Below are 17,304 nucleotides of genomic sequence, written 5' to 3' on the forward strand. Positions count from 1 at the left end.
TCAGCGCGTTTTCCGTCTGTCGCCGCGCGGTGTCCCGTTCGATACCCGCCGCCGTTTTACTCCCCGGAGTCGCCTTGAGTACGCCAGCCACCGATGACTGGGTCGCGCGCAGCCTGCGCGCGGTCTGGCATCCCTGCACCCAGATGAAGCACCACGAGCGCCTGCCGCTCATTCCCGTCGCGCGCGGCGCGGGCCTGTGGCTGTACGACCGCGACGGCCGCCGTTACTTCGACGCGATCAGCTCGTGGTGGGTGAACCTGTTCGGCCACGCGAACCCGGACATCAACGCGGCGCTGAAGGACCAGCTCGACACGCTCGAGCACGCGATGCTCGCCGGCTGCACGCACGAGCCGGCGATCGAGCTCGCCGAGCGGCTGCACGCGCTCACCGCGCGCACGCTCGGCCATGCGTTCTTCGCGTCGGACGGCGCGTCGGCGGTCGAGATCGCGCTGAAGATGAGCTTCCACGCGTGGCGCAACCGCGGCCGCGCGGACAAGCGCGAGTTCGTGTGCGTCGCGAACAGCTATCACGGCGAGACCATCGGCGCGCTCGGCGTGACCGACGTCGCGCTGTTCAAGGACGCGTACGACCCGCTGATCCGCAACGCGCACGTGGTCGCGTCGCCCGACGCGCGCGGCGCGCTGCCGGGCGAGACGGCCGCCGACGTCGCGGGCCGCGCGCTCGACGACGTGCGGCGCCTGTTCGCCGAACGCGCCGACCGGATCGCCGCGCTGATCGTCGAGCCGCTCGTGCAATGCGCGGCCGGCATGGCGATGCACGATCCGTCGTACGTGCGCGGGCTGCGCGCGCTGTGCGACGAATTCGGCGTGCACCTGATCGCCGACGAGATCGCGGTCGGCTGCGGCCGCACCGGCACCTTCTTCGCGTGCGAGCAGGCCGGCGTGTGGCCCGATTTCCTGTGCCTGTCGAAAGGCATCAGCGGCGGCTACCTGCCGCTGTCGCTCGTGCTCACGCGCGACGACGTGTTCGCGGCGTTCTACGACGACGACACCACGCGCGGCTTCCTGCATTCGCATTCGTACACCGGCAACCCGCTCGCGTGCCGCGCGGCCGTCGCGACGCTCGACCTGTTCGCGCGCGACGACGTGCTCGCCGCCAACGCGCGCAAGTCGGCCGCGATGCGCGCCGCGCTCGCGCCGCTCGGCGCGCACCCGCAGGTGCGTCACCTGCGCGAGCGCGGCACATTGTTCGCGTTCGACGTCGCGCTCGACGGCGACGCGGCACGCGGCTTCTCGCGACGCTTCTTCGAGCGCGCGCTCGAACGCGAACTGCTGCTGCGCCCGATCGGCACGACCGTGTACCTGATGCCGCCGTACGTGATGAGCGACGACGACATCGCGTGGCTCGCGCAACGCACGCGCGACACGCTCGACGCGACACTCGCGGAGGCGGCGCGATGAAACAGCCGTCGCAGAAAACGACCGCGCCGCTGCTCGACACGCTGCAGCGCGGCCTCGCCGAACTCGATGCGCAGGGCCTGCGCCGCGTGCGCCGCACCGCCGACACCGCGTGCGACGCACACATGCGCGTCGACGGCCGCGACATCGTCGGCTTCGCGAGCAACGACTATCTCGGCCTCGCCGCGCATCCGGCGCTCGTCGCCGCGTTCGCGGAAGGCGCGCGGCGCTATGGCTCCGGGAGCGGCGGCTCGCATCTGCTCGGCGGCCATTCGCGCGCGCACGCGACGCTCGAGGACGAACTCGCCGGCTTCGCGGGCGGCTTCTCCGATGCGCCGCGCGCGCTGTACTTCAGCACCGGCTACATGGCGAACCTCGCCGCGATGACGGCCCTCACCGGCAAACACGCGACGATCTTCTCCGACGCGCTGAACCACGCGTCGCTGATCGACGGGATCCGGCTGTCGCGCGCGAACGTGCAGGTCTATCCGCATGCGGACATGGCGGCGCTCCCCGCGCTGCTCGATGCGTCGGAGGCCGAAACGAAGCTGATCGTCAGCGATACGGTGTTCAGCATGGACGGTGACCTCGCGCCGCTCGCCGAACTCGTCGCGCTGGCCGAACGCCACGGCGCGTGGCTCGTCGTCGACGACGCGCACGGCTTCGGCGTGCTGGGCCCGCAGGGCCGCGGCGCGCTCGCGGCCGCCGCGCTGCGCTCGCCGAACCTCGTGTACGTCGGCACGCTCGGCAAGGCCGCCGGCGTCGCGGGCGCGTTCGTCATCGCGCACGAGACCGTGATCGAATGGATGATCCAGCGCGCGCGCAGCTACATCTTCACGACGGCGGCGCCGCCCGCGGTCGCGCATGCGGTATCGGCAAGCCTGAAGGTGATCGCCGGCGACGAAGGCGATGCGCGACGCGCGCACCTCGCCGCGCTGATCGAGCGCACGCGCGCGCTGCTGCGCATGACACGCTGGCAGCCGGTCGACTCGCACACGGCCGTGCAGCCGCTCGTGATCGGCAGCAACGACGCGACGCTCGCGGCGATGCGCTCGCTCGACGCGCACGGCCTGTGGGTGCCCGCGATCCGGCCGCCGACGGTGCCCGCCGGCACGTCGCGCCTGCGCATCTCGCTGTCGGCCGCGCATTCGTTCGACGATCTCGCGCGGCTGGAAACCGCACTCATCGAAGCCAGCGAGCAAACCGCATGAACGCACCGCTTTCCGTTTTCGTCACCGGCACCGACACCGAGATCGGCAAGACCTTCGTGTCGGCCGCGATGCTGCACGGCTTCGCACGTCACGGCCTGCGCGCGGCCGCGCTGAAGCCCGTGGCCGCCGGTGCGGTTGAACGCGACGGCGTCTGGCGCAACGAGGACGCCGACCAGCTCGACGCGGCCGCGAACGTCGTGCTGCCGCCCGAGCTGCGCACGCCGTTCCTGCTGAAGGCGCCGGCCGCCCCGCACATCGTCGCCGCGCAGGAAGGCGTGACGATCGACCTCGACACGATCGTCGCGAGCCACCGCGAGGCGCTGACGCGCGCGGACGTCGTCGTCGTCGAAGGCGTCGGCGGCTTCCGCGTGCCGCTGAACGACACGCAGGACACGGCCGATCTCGCGGTCGCGCTCGGCCTGCCGGTCGTGCTCGTGGTCGGCATGCGGCTCGGCTGCATCAGCCACGCGCTGCTGACGGCCGACGCGATTCGCCAGCGCGGCCTCACGCTCGCCGGCTGGGTCGCGAACCACGTCGACCCGGCCATGCCGTACGCCGACGAGAACGTCGCTGCGATCCGCGACTGGCTCGCGCGCGAACATCGCGCGCCGCTGCTTGGCCGCATCGCGCACTTGGCGCCGGCCGCCCCCGAATCCGCCGCGGCGATGCTCGACATCGCCGCGCTCGTCGACACGCTGCGCCGCGCGCAGCATTGACGCCCCGATCCCCGCATTCACGACAGGAAAACCACCATGACCCAAGCCCAGACCGCCGCCGTGCAACCCGACGCGATCCCCGTGGCCGCCCCGACGTCGCAGCGCTGGCGCGTCGCCGACGTCGTCGCGCTGTTCGAGCTGCCGTTCAACGACCTGATGTTCCGCGCGCAGCAGGTGCATCGCGAGCACTTCGACGCGAACGCGGTGCAGCTGTCGACGCTGCTGTCGATCAAGACGGGCGGTTGCGAGGAGGATTGCGGCTACTGCTCGCAGTCGTCGCACCACGAGACGGGCCTGAAGGCCGAGAAGCTGATGGACGTCGACGCGGTGCTCGACGCCGCACGCGCGGCCAAGGCGAACGGCGCGAGCCGCTTCTGCATGGGCGCCGCATGGCGCAACCCGAAGGAGCGCCACATGCCTGCGCTGACCGAGATGGTGCGCGGCGTGAAGGAACTGGGCCTCGAGACCTGCATGACGCTCGGCATGCTGGAGGACGAGCAAGCCAAGGAACTCGCCGACGCGGGCCTCGATTACTACAACCACAATCTCGACACGTCGCCGGAGTTCTACGGCCAGGTGATCTCGACGCGCACCTACCAGGATCGTCTCGACACGCTCGACCGCGTGCGCGACGCGGGCATCAACGTGTGCTGCGGCGGCATCATCGGGATGGGCGAATCGCGCCGCGAACGCGCGGGCCTGATCTCGCAGCTCGCGAACCTGAACCCGTATCCGGAGTCGGTGCCGATCAACAACCTCGTCGCGATCGAGGGCACGCCGCTCGAAGGCACCGCACCGCTCGACCCGTTCGAGTTCGTGCGCACGATCGCGGTCGCGCGCATCACGATGCCGAAGGCCGTCGTGCGGCTGTCGGCCGGCCGCGAGCAGCTCGACGACGCGATGCAGGCGATGTGCTTCCTCGCGGGCGCGAACTCGATGTTCTACGGCGACCAGCTGCTGACCACGAGCAACCCGCAGACGCAGCGCGACCGCGCGCTGTTCGAGCGCCTCGGCATCCGCGCGAGCCAGGCCGACGCGCTGGCGGAGAACGCGTAAGCGCCGGCCTCGCGTCGTTCTGCGAAGGTTGCAGACGAGAAGACCGGGGCATGCCCCGGTTTTTTTTGTCCGATTCTGCGCCGGGCCGGCCTGCGCGTCGCGCATCGCGGTCTTGCCCGCGCGCCGGATCGAAGCGTCGAGCCCGATCGTCAGCGTGCGCGTCGGCGCGACTTCCGCCTGCGCGTCACACGTGTGCGGCCGCGCCGTCGAGCGCCGCGCGCACGCGCGCGACGCGCTGTTCGTCGACCGGCGCCAGCACCTCGCCGCGCGGCCGCACGCCCGAGCCGAAGTGCACCGCGCGCACGCCGGTCGCGCGAACGAAATCGCCGACCGCGTCGATCGTGAGGCCCGAGCCGGCCAGCACCGTGCAGGTCGAGCCTGCCGCCTGGCGCACCAGCCGCGTGATCGTCGCGACCGCGTCGAGCACCGACGGATGGCCGCCCGAGGTCAGCACCGACGTGACCGCCGGCACGCGCAGCAGCGCGTCGAACGCGGCATTGAGGTCGCGCGACACGTCGAACGCGCGATGGAACGTCAGGTCGCGCCCGTCCGCGGCCGCCGCGATGCGCTGGAGCGCATCGAGATCGACGTCGCCGCGCGCATCGAGCGCGCCGAACACGACGCCGTTCGCACCAGCCGCGACGGCCGCGCGCACGTCGCGCTCGATCACGCGCAGGTCGTCGGCTTCGTAGATGAACGCGCGGCTGTGCGGGCGCACGATCACGTTCACCGGGATCGCCACGGCGGCCACGACGGCCTCGATCAGGCCGACGCTCGGCGTGAGCCCGCCTTCACTGATCGCGGTCACGAGTTCGAGCCGGTCGGCGCCCGCGCGGGCAGCGGCCTTCGCGTCGCCGACGGTGGTGGCGATCACTTCGAGGAGAACGGAGGAAGCGGCGGTGCGGTTCATCGGCGGCTCGCGAATCGTCAGGACAATTCGCGCATCCTAGCCGAGCGGCATGAACCGCGCCAGCGCGACGCCGTCGCTATGCGCCGCCCGCTTCCTCGTCGATCCAGTCGATATCGCCGCACAGCACGTGCTGCGCATCGCCGATGCGCACCGCCACCGACAGCGTCACGCACGGCTGCGCCTCGTTGATCGACAGGTACGGGCGCGTCACCTGCACGCGTCCGGGCTCGGCGATCGCCGTGCGGAAATACGGCCGGCGCAGCCAGTTCGCACCCTGCGCATCCGACAGCGGCGAGAAGCGCGCCTCGGCGAGCGCGCGGTCCGCGCGCAGCACGACGTTGCGGCCGGCCTGCCGGCCGCGCGCGTCGAGCAGGAAGCAGCGCGCGGCATCGTCGAGCGCGAGGAAGTTCCAGCACACCTCGTCGAGCGGCTCGCCGGCCGCCACCCGCTCGGCCGCGCGCTCGAACGCGCGCAGGTATGGCGCGAGCCGCTGCGCGTCGCGCCGCTCGCGCGCTTCGGTCTGCTGGCGAAAGCGCTCGGTCAGCTCGCCGATGCAACCGGTCGCGGCCGCGCTGTCGGGCAGCCCGGGGGCCGGGCGGCCGAAGAAATAGCCCTGCACGAAATCGGCCTCGCACGACAGCGCGATCTGCGCGTCGTGCTCGGTCTCGATCCCCTCGACGAGCACCAGCTTGCCGGCCTCGTGCAGCAGCGTGACGAGCCCGTGCAGGATCGCGGTGAGCCCCGTGCGGTGCGCCGCGTGGGACAGCATGATCCGGTCGAGCTTCACGATGTCCGGGTTCAGCTGCCAGATCCGCTCGAGGTTCGAGTGACCGGCGCCGAAATCATCGAGCGCGATCAGGAAACCCTGCGCGCGGAATTCGCGCACGGCCTCGGCGAGCCGCTCGACGTCTTCCGCGCGCTGTTCGAGCACTTCGAGCACGACGCGGCGCGGCGGCATGCCGATCCGCTTCAGGTTCGCGAACAGCGCGGCGGCCTGGAACGGGTCGGTCAGCACGCCCGGATGCACGTTGAGGAACAGCCACTCGCGCTCGGCGCCGAGCAGCGCGAAGTTCTCGAGATGCAGCGCCTGCGCGAGCCGGTCGAGCTGCAGCAACTCGCCCTGGCGCGCGGCCTCGCCGAACACGTCGAGCGGCGACACCGCGCGGTCGAGCGCATCATGCGCGCGCAGCAGCGCCTCGTAGCCCACCGCGCGCTGGTGCGACAGGCTGAAGATCGGCTGGAACACGGTCGTGAGCGACAGGTCGTGATGCTGCGTCGCCAGGCGCTCGAGGCCGGAGCTCATCTCCCGCTCGAAACGATACGGCGATGCGGTGGCCGGACGCTCCTGTTGCGCGATCGTCATGGCGCCCTCCTGGTGATGCAGCCGAACGCGGCGGTTGGTTGAGACGGCGCGCGCAATGTCATGGTGGAATCCTCGGTTGTCCGGCCGGTGCCGGACGGTAGGCAAGCATCAAGCAAGGTCCGTGCAAGGGCCGAATACGCGCGCCGCGCCTGCGTGCGGCGCCGCCGCACCAGCATGGCGCAGGCCGGATGCACCGTTCACGTGCATGCGCACCGGCGCACTCGAACGCACCCGCCGCGTCGTCACGCTAAACTCCGTACGGTCGTTTCATTCTCCGCAATCGCCGTCTCGATGGAAATCGTCTTCACAGTCCTGATCCTGCTGCTGACCGTCGCGCTGTCCGGCGCGGTCACACGCATCCTGCCGTTGCAGCTTCCGCTGCCGCTGATGCAGATCGCGTTCGGCGCGATGCTCGCGTGGCCGAAGCTGAACCTGCACGTCACGTTCGATCCCGAAATCTTCATGCTGCTGTTCATTCCGCCGCTGCTGTTCGCGGACGGCTGGCGGATTCCGAAACGCGAGCTGTACCTGCAGCGCCGCGCTATCCTGATGCTCGCGTTCGGGCTCGTGTTCATGACGGTACTCGCAGTCGGCTACTTCGCGCACTGGCTGATACCCGAGTTGCCGCTGCCGATCGCGTTCGCGCTCGCGGCCGTGCTGTCGCCCACCGACGCGGTCGCGCTGTCGGGCATCGCCGGCAAGGGACGGATCCCGCCGCAACTGATGCACATCCTGGAAGGCGAGGCGCTGATGAACGACGCGTCGGGCTTGGTCGCGCTGAAGTTCGCGGTCGCGGCCGCGCTCACCGGCATGTTCTCGCTGCGCGATGCGTCGATCACGTTCGTGATCGTCGCCGCCGGCGGGCTCGCGACGGGCGCGCTCGTGTCGTGGGGGTTCAGCGCGCTGTCGACGCGCTTCCTGAATGCCGAGCAGGAAGGCGATCCGGCCCCCGGCATCGTGATGACGCTGCTCGTGCCGTTCGCCGCCTATCTGTTCGCCGAGCATCTCGACCTGTCGGGCGTGCTCGCGGCCGTGTCGGCGGGGATGATGATGAACTACACGAGCTTCTCCCGCAAAAGCACCGTCGCGTCTCGCGTGCGGGCCGAAAGCACGTGGGCGATGATCGAGTTCGTGTTCAACGGCATGGTGTTCATCATGCTCGGGCTGCAGTTGCCGCACATCATCGGCCGCGCGCTCGTCGACGCGCACCACACGAGCGACGCGCTCGTCGGCCGGATGATCTTCAACGTGTGCGCGATGATGATCGCGCTGTATGCGATCCGCTTCCTGTGGGTCTGGCTGCTGCGCTGGATCGCGAGCCGCCGCGCCGCGCGCCACGGCCTCGCGGGCACGATGGCCGGCGTGCGCACGATCGCGGTGATGACGGTCGGCGGCGTGCGCGGCGCGGTCACGCTCGCGGGCGTGCTGTCGATCCCCGTCGCGCTGTCTGACGGCGCGCCGCTGCCCGGGCGCGACACCGCGATCTTCGTCGCATCGGCGGTGATTCTCGGTTCGCTGATCGTCGCGGTGATCGGCCTGCCGCTGCTGCTGCGCGGCGTGCGCTCGACGCGCAACCCGCTCGCCGACGAGGAGCGCACCGCGCGCGCGGCCGCCGCGCAGGCCGCGATCCGCGCGATCGACTCGTCGCACGACGCGATCTCGGCCGATCTCGACGAATCGGGCGCCGCGCGCTGCGCGGACATCTCGGCGCGCGTGATGGACCAGTACCGCCGCCGCCTCGCCGCGCTCGCCGACGACGGCCCGACCCCGCGCGCGCAAGCCAAGCAGGCGGAGACGATGGAACTGCAGATGCGGATCGCGGCGGTGCGCGCGGAACGTTCGGTGCTGTACCGGATGCGCAGCGAAAGCAGGATTTCCGACGAGACGCTGACGAAGCTGATCCGCGAGATCGACCTGTCGGAAACGGCACTGTCGACGCGCAAGAAAGGACTCGTCTGAGCGGCTGCGCCGCGGTGCGATTGCACGGCCGCTCAAAAAAAACGGCGACGCACGAGCGTCGCCGTTTTCACATCCGCCCGCCGCGGCGTTACTTCGCGACGACGACCGGAATCCCCTTCAGCATTCCCGCGCCCTTCATCTCGTCGAGCGCGTGCTGCACTGCCGCACTCGTCGCCGCGTCGATGCCGACCTGCAGCGCGAGCTCGCGCTCCGCACGCTTCACGCCCGCGAGGTTGCGCACCTTCACGTGACCGAAGCCGCGCACGCGGGCATGCAGATCGGCCAGTTGCGCGACCTGCGCCGCATTGCCGGCGGTCACCGCGGCGAGCGCGCGCGTGAGCGTGGTTTCGTAGTCGTCCGCGAGCGCGCGCTCCATCCTGCGCTCGGCCGTGCGGCCGAACGGATCGAGCCACGTGCCGCGCAGACTGCGCACGCGCGCGAGCGTGCCGAGCACCGGCCACATCCACTGGCCGAACACGCGCTTCTTCGGCACGCTGCCGTCGCGGCCGGCCTTCGCGACCGTCGGCGGCGCCAGATTGAACTTCACGCGATAGTCCTGCCCCGGCACGCCTTCGAACTGCGCTTCGAGCGCCGTGCGGAACGCGCCGTCCGCATACAGCCGGGCAACCTCGTATTCGTCCTTCACCGCGAGCAGCCGGTAGAACGTCGTCGCGACCGCACGCGTCAGCGCATCGTCGCCCTTCGCGCGCGCCGCGTTCACCAGTGCGCGGTAGCGCTCGACGTAACGCACGCCGCCGTAGGCGTCGAGGCGCGCCTCGCGATCGGCGATCAGCTCGGCGAGCGTCTCCGGCGCGGCGTGCACGGCCACCGCGTGACGCGCGTTCCACAATGCGTCGAGGCCCGCCGCGTCGCCGGCCGCCATCCGGCCGATCGCGAACGCGAGCTTGTTCATCGGCACCGCGACGTTGTTCAGCTCGATCGCGCGCATCATCGCGGCGAGCGACACCGGCACGAGGCCAAGCTGCCACGCGTAGCCGAGCATCAGGATGTTCGCGCCGATCGAGTCGCCGAGGAATTTCGCGGCGAGCGCCTGCGCGTCGCAGCTCGACAGGTAGCCGTCGCCGGCCGCGTGATGCATTTTTTCGAGCAGCGCATCCGCGTGCAGGTTCGCGTCGGGGTTCTGCACGAACGACGCGTTCGGAATCCGGTGCGTGTTGACCACGATCCGCGTGCGCTCGTGGCGCACCGTCTGCAGCGCCTCGGCGCTCGCGCCGACGACCATGTCGCACGCGAGCAGCACGTCGGCCTGCTGCGTGTCGATGCGCACCTGGTTCAGCCACCGGTCGCTCGACGCGATCCGCACGAACGACAGCACCGAGCCGCCCTTCTGCGCGAAGCCCATGAAGTCGAGCACCGACGCGCTCTTGCCTTCGAGGTGCGCGGCCATGCTGATCAGCGCGCCGACCGTCACGACGCCCGTGCCGCCCACGCCCGTGACCAGCATGTCGTACGGCGCCGCGTCGAGATGGGTCGCGGGCACCGGCAGCGCGTCGACGCGCACGGCGAGCGCGGCTTCGTCGAACGCCGCGCCCGCGGCCTTCTTCAGCGCCGCGCCTTCGACCGTCACGAAGCTCGGGCAGAAGCCGTTCACGCACGAGTAGTCCTTGTTGCACGACGACTGGTCGATGCGGCGCTTGCGGCCGAGCGGCGTCTCGAGCGGTTCGACCGACAGGCAGTTCGACTGCACGCCGCAGTCGCCGCAGCCTTCGCATACCGCGTCGTTGATGAACAGCCGCTTGTCCGGGTCGGGGAATTCGCCCTTCTTGCGGCGGCGGCGCTTCTCGGCCGCGCAGGTCTGGTCGTAGATCAGCACGGTGACGCCCGGCGTCTCGCGCAGCTCGCGCTGCACCGCGTCGAGTTCGCTGCGGTGATGGAACGTCGTGCCCTTCGGGAACAGCCCGTGATGACCGTCGTACTTCTCCGGTTCGTCGGACACCACGACGAAGCGCGACACGCCTTCCGCCTCGACCTGCCGCGCGATCTGCGGCACCGAGATGCTGCCGTCGACCGGCTGGCCGCCCGTCATCGCGACCGCGTCGTTGTAGAGGATCTTGTACGTGATGTTCGCTTTCGCGGCGACCGCCTGGCGGATCGCGAGAATGCCCGAATGGAAGTAGGTGCCGTCGCCGAGGTTCTGGAACACGTGCTTCGTGTTGGTGAACATCGCGTGCGCGGCCCAGTCGACGCCCTCGCCGCCCATCTGGATCAGGCCCGTCGTGTCGCGCTCCATCCACGACGCCATGAAGTGGCAGCCGATGCCGGCCTGCGCGATCGAGCCTTCCGGCACCTTCGTCGACGTGTTGTGCGGGCAGCCCGAGCAGAAGTACGGCGTGCGCTTCACCGCGTCCGCCTCGTTCGACAGGATCTGCGGCGCGACGAGATCGACGACGCGCTCGCGCCGGTCGAGCGCCGGCTTGTGCCGCGCGAGCCAGGTGGCGAACACCGGCAGGATCCGCGACGGGCGCAGCTCGCCGAGCTCGGACAGCAGGCACGCGCCTTCGGCGTCGTGCTTGCCGAGCACGCGCGGGCGCGCACCGTCCGCGCGGTTGTACAGGTAGTCCTTGATCTGCTGCTCGATCACCGGGCCCTTCTCTTCGATGACGAGCACTTCCGACAGGCCGTCGACGAAGGTTTCGATCCGTGTCATTTCGAGCGGATACGACAGGCCGACCTTGTAGATCCGCACGCCGGCCGCTTCCAGGTCGGCGACGGTGAGGTCGAGCCGGCGCAGCGCCTCCATCAGGTCGAGGTGCGCCTTGCCGCACGTGACGATGCCGACGTTCGCGTGCGCGCTCGGCGCGATCCATTTGTCGATGCTGTTGGTGCGCGCGAAGTGGCGCACCGCGTCGAGCTTCGCGGCGAGGCGCGCTTCGATCGTGAGGCTCGGCAGGTCGGGCCAGCGGTTGTGCAGGCCGCCCGCCGGCGGTGTGAAGCCCGCCGGCGCCGGCCATTGCGTCTGCAGCGCGTCGAGATCGACGGTCGAGCCCGACTCGACGGTTTCCGAGATCGCCTTGAAGCCGACCCATGCGCCCGAGTAGCGCGACAGCGCCCAGCCGTACAGGCCGAACTCCAGCATGTCGGCGATGTTCGACGGGTTCACGACCGGCATGTGCCACGCGATCATCGCGAAGTCGCTCTGGTGCGGCATCGACGACGACACGCAGCCATGGTCGTCGCCGGCCACCACCAGCACGCCGCCGTGCGGCGACGAACCGTATGCGTTGCCGTGCTTCAGCGCGTCGCCGGCGCGGTCGACGCCGGGGCCCTTGCCGTACCACATCGCGTACACGCCATCGACGGTGCGCTCCGGGTCCGCCTCGACGCGCTGCGTGCCGAGCACGGCGGTGCCGCCGAGTTCCTCGTTGATCGCGGGCAGGAAGCGCACGCCGCTGCCGTCGAGCAGTTTCTTCGCCTTCCACAGCTGCTGGTCGACCATCCCGAGCGGCGAGCCGCGGTAGCCGCTGACGAAGCCGGCCGTGTTCAGGCCCTGCGCGGTATCGGCTGCGCGCTGCATCAGCAGCAGGCGGACCAGCGCCTGCGTGCCGGTCAGGAAGATCCGGCCGCGCGTGGCGGTCAGGTTGTCGGTCAGGCGGTAGTCGGATAGAGCGGGCGTGCCGTCGACGGGCAGGCGGGCGGTCATGGGGATGTCTCCTGATTGTGTGTTCTGGGCCGCGCACGGGGCGTCGGGCGACGCCGGCCGGGGCTGCGGCTGGATGGCTCTATTTTTTCGCGGGGAGACGAGAAAGTTTTTTCTCATCTTGCTCGGATGACGCCGGAGCGAGAAAAACTGCGCAGGTTTCGGTCGGAAATCGAGAGATTTTTCGCGCGGGGTGGCGGGCGGCTGTTCGGGGCGTGTCGGGGTGGGCAGGCGGGTTGCCTCGAAAAGGCCGGAATGCGCGGGAGGCGGGCCGCGGGCGCGGCGGCGGGCGCTCGCAGACCGTGCGGCAAGGGCTCGGGGGGCGGAACGGGCGAGCCCTCACCCATCGAATGCACAGCGTTCGGATTGATCGCGGGTGCGGGATGTCCACAATGCCGGGGCTGCGTTTCGGGCTGGCCCGCGCGCTCACCATTCGGTTGCACAGGGTTTCGAGTCGCGCCGGAGGCCGGATGTCCACACCTCGATCGGTCCGCGGTTCGAGCGGATGCCGACGCTCACCGTCGAAATTCACAGCGCGGCGAGTCGATGTTGGCGGGAGATATCCACACCGTCGGATTCCTGCCCCGACGACGCGGCGTTCGTCCTCACCTGTGGGATGCACAGGTTTGCGAGTCGATTCGGCAGCGCGATATCCACACCGCCGTCCGCCCTCGCGACGTTTCGGAGCGTCCGGGCGACGCGGGACAGCGCGCTTCAGTGTGGATGGGCCCGCCTCCGCAAGCGCCCGCACGGCCTTGGCGTTCGTCGGCGCATGCAGTCGCGTCGCCGGACGAGGTGCCGGCACGGGTTTGGATATCGCCCACACCAGGCGCTGAAAATCCAGTGAATTTCGATGATGAGCATCGGCACGCAATCGCACAAGGATGCCGATCCGGGTGTGGACAGCCCAACCCGCGACGACTCGAAACGCTGTGCATCTCGACGGTGAGCGCCGGCACCCGATCAAACGAGAGCGCCGATCCGGATGCGAACAGCCCGCCACACGACAACGCCAAACGCCGTGATTTGCAACGGTGAGTGACTGCACGGCGATTGAACGAGGGTGCCGATTCAGGTGTGGATAGTTCGATCCGCGACCACTCGAGACGCTGTGACTTGCAACGGTGAGCGACGGCACGGCGGTCGAACGAGGGTGCCGATTCGGGTGTGGACAGCTCGATCCGCAACCACTCGGAACACTGTGAAATTCGATGGTGAGCGAAGGCATGGCAGTCGAACTAGGACACCGATTCGGTTCGGATAGCTCGATCCACGACCACTCTGAACACTGTGAAATTCGACGGTGAGCGACGGAATTGCAGTCGAACGCGGGTGCCGATTCGGGTGTGGATAGCTCGATCCGCGACCACTCGGAACGCTGTGAAATTCTACGGTGAACGAAGGCACGGTATCGCACGAAAGCGCCGATTCAGGCGTGACCGGCAGCACCTGCAACCACGCCGAGGCCCACGCATCCGCAGTCGCACCGACGCGGCAGAGCAGCACGCGCGCGCCCTCTCCACCGAAAGACACAGCACGTCGACTGCTTTCGGCGATCGGATATCCACATCGCGGCAAGCACGCGAATGGCACGCGCGATCGCGTGTGCGGTTAGAATGCGCGACCCCGAAGTCGCGTCGAAGATCGGGAACGGGCACGCAAGGCGACACCTGGCCTGTCCGGGTACCGACGCTCACCATTGAAATACACAGCGCTTCGAGTGAATTCCACGGCAGGATATCCACACCGCGATGAGCGCGCGGCTCTATCGCCGCTCCGCACTCGCCGTTAGAATGCGCGGCGCTCCGGATTTCGCGCGACGCCCGGAAGTCCGCACCAGGCAAGTCTCACGCGCGATCGGTCGGCGGCGCTCACCGGTCAAAGGCACAGCATTTTTCTTCGTCGCGATTCCCGGTTGTCCACACCCTGCATCGCGCATCCGGCCGCATCCGGTCGCACTCACCGGTGAAATGCACAGTCTGCCGAGTGGTTTCGAGGCCGGGATATCCACAACCGACGCGGCGAAAAAATTCATCGCGGGCGCTGCGGCAACGTCGGTTCACGCACCTGCCCGCGATCGGCGCCGGATGCCGGAAAGCCCCGCAAATTCGGCCTCCGGACGCACGCTCACCGTTCGAATCCACAGCATTTCGAGTGGGCGGAAACCCGGTTGTCCACATCCGCGCCGAAGCGGACGGCGCCCGCAAGCGCGGTCATTCGGCAATCGAACGGATGATCCGCGCCGGGTTTCCGCCAACCAGCGTATTCGGCGGAACGTCGCGCGTCACGACGGCACCCGCGCCGACAACCGAGTTCTCGCCGACCGTCACGCCGCCGATGATCGTCGCACCCGCGCCGATCCACACGTTGCTCCCGATCACGATCGGCCGGGCGACGACGGCGTCGCGCCGGCGGGACGGCTCGACCGGATGGCCCGACGTGATGAGACTGACGTTCGGCCCGATCATCACGTCGTCGCCGATGTCGAGGCCGCCGAGGTCATAGAACGTGCAGTTCTGGTTGATGAACACGTTGCGGCCGATCCGCGTATCGGCGCCGCCCGTCGCATAAAACGGCGGGATCAGCAGAAAACCGTCGTCCACCGCCCTTCCGATCAGTTCTCCGAACAATGTCCGGACGTCGTGCGCATCGTCGAACGTCAGACGGTTGAGCCGCGCGGTGATCGCCATCGTCCGCCCGAGCTCGGCGCGCATCGCGGCCGATTCCGGCGTGCGCCGGGGAATGATCGTGGTGCGATCGTCGTTCGCCATTCGTTGCCGTTCTCCGTGCGCGATCGAACCGGCAACGCCGCGCATCACGCAGCGCCTGGCTCGTCGAATACGATCGCATCGCCTTGAATTCAGTCAGTCGGTCGACCCGCGCAGGGTCACCCGGTTTCCTCGTTTCGCGCCCCGCCGACGGCCATCGACCGGACTCGTGCGGGCAGCCGCCGACGCTGCTGCAAAGCCAGCGGAACAGCAGGGTCGTGACCGCTGCAGCCGAGCACGCATACGTCAATCTCAAACTAGTTGTTTCATGACTAGTTAATTCATGAACTTCCGCCATACCAGGCTTTGCGGGAAATTCCCTACCCGCCCGCATCCGCCCGGACACGCACGACACGCGCCCACGCCAGGCTCCGCCATTCTCGCCGTCCGCCCCTGTCCGAACCTCTCCCGCTCGGGTACGCTTGAGCATCCACCGACCCGACACGCACACCCATACGCGGAGGCGCGATGAAGCTCTACTACTGGCCGAAGACCCGGGCATTCCGGGCACTGTGGATGCTGGAGGAAATCGGCGCCGTCTACGAGCTCGTGCCGATCGACTTGCGATCGCACGAACAGGGCAGCGACGCGTTCGTCCAGGTCAATCCGATGGCCAAGCTACCCGCGCTCGACGACGGCAGCGAACCGTTCGCCGAATCCGGCGCCGTGCTGCTCTATCTCGCCGATCGCTGCCCGGGCGCCGGGCTCGGCATTGCACCGGACGATCCGCTGCGCGGCCGCTTCCTGCAGTGGATGTTCTTCACGCCCACCTGCCTCGAGCCGGCGATGGCCGAGAAATTCACCGGCGCGTCGGGCAATCCGGTCGCCTTCGGCTGGGGCAACATCACGCGCGTGCAGCGTGCGCTCGCGCAAACGCTCGCCCACAGCCGCTGGCTCGTCGGCGATCATTTCACCGCGGCCGACCTGCTGCTCGCCAGCACGCTGAAGATCGCGTTCGACGCGCACCTGCTGCCGCACGAAGGCGTGCTCGGCGACTACGTCGCGCGCGCCGAGGATCGCGACGGCCATCGCCGCGCGGTCGCGGTCGAACAGCGCGAAGCGGCGCGCCTGCTGCATGCGTGACGCGTGAACGGCACGGCCTTCCGTCGCGGCGACCGCGCCCGAAGGCCGGCGCCCGTTCGCACCGTTCACGGCCGTCATGCAGCCGGCCCGGGCGTCTGCGCGGCCGTGCCGGCCTCGACCACCACGCCCGGCGAGCCGCGCTCGTCCGTATCGGTGTCGACCGGCACGACTTCGTGAAAATGCGTGTAGTCGATGTGCGTGATGCCGCCTTCGTCGTGCATCAGGTCGACATAGCGATGACGCCAGCGGATCTCCGCATGCGTCCATGAGTAGCGCGCCTGCATGACTTGCGCGGTCGTCTCGTCGGAGCCCTCGATCGTGATCAGCAGCGACGCGTCGCGCGCGGCGAGCGACTCGGCCGTCTCGCCGAACAGCGGGCTCGTTTCGTCGATCACGTGCATCAGGTTCCAGCCGAGCAGGAAGATCGGATGCTCGTTGCGCACGAGCGGCAAGTCGTGGATCTTGCGCAGCATATAACCCTCGTGCGTGCCTTCGACGCGCATCAGCCGCAGTTTCGCCTGCGCTTCGGCGATCACGTTCTGGCGCGCATTCGCGGCGCGCACCATCAGCGTCATCCGCCCGTTCAGCGGCCGCACGATCGCGTAACGTGCGAACAGGATCTTCGCCTGCGGCCGCGAGAAGCGCGCGAACACGAGGCCGGTCGCGAGCGCGATGCCCGACATCCCGATGAAGATCTCGAAGGTCGAGACGACGTGCGCGTAGACGGTCTGCGGATGCATGTCGCCATAACCGACCGTCGCGAGTGTCTCGACGCTGAAGAAGAACGCGCCGGCGAACCCGGCCGGCGACTGGTTCGCGATCGGCGCGTGGCCGAGCAGGTAGAGCGTCGCGAAGCCGCCGTTGAGCAGCAGAAACAGCACCGCGAGCGACAGGAAGAATACGGGCCAGCTCACCGTCAGCGCGCGGTGATAGAGGTCGCGCCAGCCGAGCGGCGGCATCCCGTACGCGATCACGGGGCGGGTGCCCGACCAGATCTTGCGGCCGCGGCCGCGGGAGGCTGGGGAGGACGAATCGACGTTCATCTCGCGAGGGCCTGGAGCAAGGAGGCGATGAGCGTAGCACGCGCGGGCGGCGGCCGGGAATGCGCAGCGATGCGGAGCGGGCCTTGCGCGTGCGGCGCGAAAAAAAGCCGGCCGCATGG

11 protein-coding genes are annotated in these 17,304 nt (G+C 69.2%); 6 read left to right on the top strand and 5 right to left on the bottom strand.

Annotated features, from left to right (window positions below):
* Positions 1–74 precede the first annotated feature (74 nt).
* Genes bioA through bioB form a run of 4 tightly spaced genes read left to right on the top strand, consistent with a single transcriptional unit; the run spans position 75 to position 4,401 of the window.
* Positions 75–1,421: an adenosylmethionine--8-amino-7-oxononanoate transaminase gene (gene bioA / locus DIE12_RS29435; protein WP_124520650.1), complete on the top strand. Its 1,347-nt coding sequence runs from the start codon at positions 75–77 to the stop codon at positions 1,419–1,421.
* Positions 1,418–2,629: an 8-amino-7-oxononanoate synthase gene (bioF, locus tag DIE12_RS29440; RefSeq protein ID WP_124520649.1), complete on the top strand. Its 1,212-nt coding sequence runs from the start codon at positions 1,418–1,420 to the stop codon at positions 2,627–2,629. Before bioA ends, bioF begins: the two co-directional genes overlap by 4 nt.
* A complete protein-coding gene (bioD, locus tag DIE12_RS29445) occupies positions 2,626–3,345 on the top strand; it encodes a dethiobiotin synthase (protein ID WP_124520647.1) in 720 nt (239 codons plus the stop codon). The genes bioF and bioD overlap by 4 nt, the downstream gene beginning before the upstream one ends.
* 36 nt (positions 3,346–3,381) lie before the next feature.
* Positions 3,382–4,401 carry a biotin synthase BioB gene (bioB, locus tag DIE12_RS29450; protein ID WP_124520646.1) on the top strand — a complete coding sequence of 340 codons (1,020 nt, stop codon included), beginning with the start codon at positions 3,382–3,384 and terminating at the stop codon, positions 4,399–4,401.
* 184 nt (positions 4,402–4,585) lie between these two features.
* Here the strand turns inward: bioB and DIE12_RS29455 are convergent, their stop codons facing one another.
* Positions 4,586–5,311 carry a copper homeostasis protein CutC gene (locus tag DIE12_RS29455; protein WP_124520644.1) on the bottom strand — a complete coding sequence of 242 codons (726 nt, stop codon included), beginning with the start codon at positions 5,309–5,311 and terminating at the stop codon, positions 4,586–4,588.
* A gap of 76 nt (positions 5,312–5,387) precedes the next feature.
* Entirely contained in the window at positions 5,388–6,674 is a 1,287-nt protein-coding gene (locus DIE12_RS29460) for an EAL domain-containing protein (RefSeq protein ID WP_044846173.1), read from the bottom strand.
* A 291-nt stretch (positions 6,675–6,965) separates the two neighbouring features.
* On the opposite strand from DIE12_RS29460, the gene DIE12_RS29465 reads away from it, so the two are divergent.
* Complete coding sequence (locus tag DIE12_RS29465; RefSeq protein WP_124486591.1) at positions 6,966–8,633, top strand: Na+/H+ antiporter; 1,668 nt, start codon at positions 6,966–6,968, stop codon at positions 8,631–8,633.
* An 88-nt stretch (positions 8,634–8,721) separates the two neighbouring features.
* On the opposite strand, the gene DIE12_RS29470 is transcribed toward DIE12_RS29465, so the two are convergent.
* Positions 8,722–12,294 (bottom strand): indolepyruvate ferredoxin oxidoreductase family protein, encoded by a 3,573-nt coding sequence (locus DIE12_RS29470; protein WP_124520643.1) that lies wholly within the window; start codon positions 12,292–12,294, stop codon positions 8,722–8,724.
* 2,210 nt (positions 12,295–14,504) lie between these two features.
* Positions 14,505–15,062, bottom strand: a complete 558-nt coding sequence (locus tag DIE12_RS29480; protein ID WP_124520641.1) for a sugar O-acetyltransferase — start codon at positions 15,060–15,062, stop codon at positions 14,505–14,507.
* A gap of 465 nt (positions 15,063–15,527) precedes the next feature.
* Between DIE12_RS29480 and DIE12_RS29485 the strand changes: the two genes are divergently transcribed.
* Entirely contained in the window at positions 15,528–16,142 is a 615-nt protein-coding gene (locus DIE12_RS29485) for a glutathione S-transferase family protein (RefSeq protein ID WP_044846169.1), read from the top strand.
* 74 nt (positions 16,143–16,216) lie between these two features.
* On the opposite strand, the gene DIE12_RS29490 is transcribed toward DIE12_RS29485, so the two are convergent.
* Positions 16,217–17,185: an ion channel gene (locus tag DIE12_RS29490; protein WP_124486595.1), complete on the bottom strand. Its 969-nt coding sequence runs from the start codon at positions 17,183–17,185 to the stop codon at positions 16,217–16,219.
* Between the last annotated feature and the right edge of the window lie 119 nt (positions 17,186–17,304).

The organism is Burkholderia sp. Bp9015 (genome assembly GCF_003853505.1).
Classification (GTDB): Bacteria; Pseudomonadota; Gammaproteobacteria; order Burkholderiales; family Burkholderiaceae; genus Burkholderia.